The sequence below is a fragment of the Mesorhizobium abyssinicae genome (assembly GCF_049887195.1).
Classification (GTDB): domain Bacteria; phylum Pseudomonadota; class Alphaproteobacteria; order Rhizobiales; family Rhizobiaceae; genus Mesorhizobium; species Mesorhizobium abyssinicae.
The window spans coordinates 1-276 of sequence record NZ_JARAKC010000148.1; the positions used below are offsets into that span (position 1 = coordinate 1).

Annotated in this window: 1 pseudogene; it reads right to left on the bottom strand. The window is 60.1% G+C overall.

Annotation, left to right across the window (positions count from 1 at the left end):
- Window positions 1-154: 154 nt before the first annotated feature.
- Window positions 155-276 (bottom strand): annotated as a pseudogene (locus PU724_RS34030) (IS110 family RNA-guided transposase); the annotation flags it as partial.

The following is a 276-nucleotide window of genomic DNA, read 5'->3' on the forward strand; positions in this document are numbered from 1 at the left end:
CCTGCCCTCTATGGGGATTCAGAAGAATGGGTGGAACAATCTGTCGAGCGCCTTGATTGCCGATGATGGGCAATCGAGCCAAGCCAGTCGACGAACTCACCTCATCCTCGTCCCGCGAAGGACAGCTTTTCCACCGGTGGAGTGGAACTATTGTTCAGCCGACCGGCATGATTTCCGTCCTGGTCCAGCGGAACTGTGTGCCGTCGCTCCAGATGCGATGCATGATCACCGCCAGCCGGCGGGCGAGCGCAACGATGGCTTTCTGCTGGCCGCGCC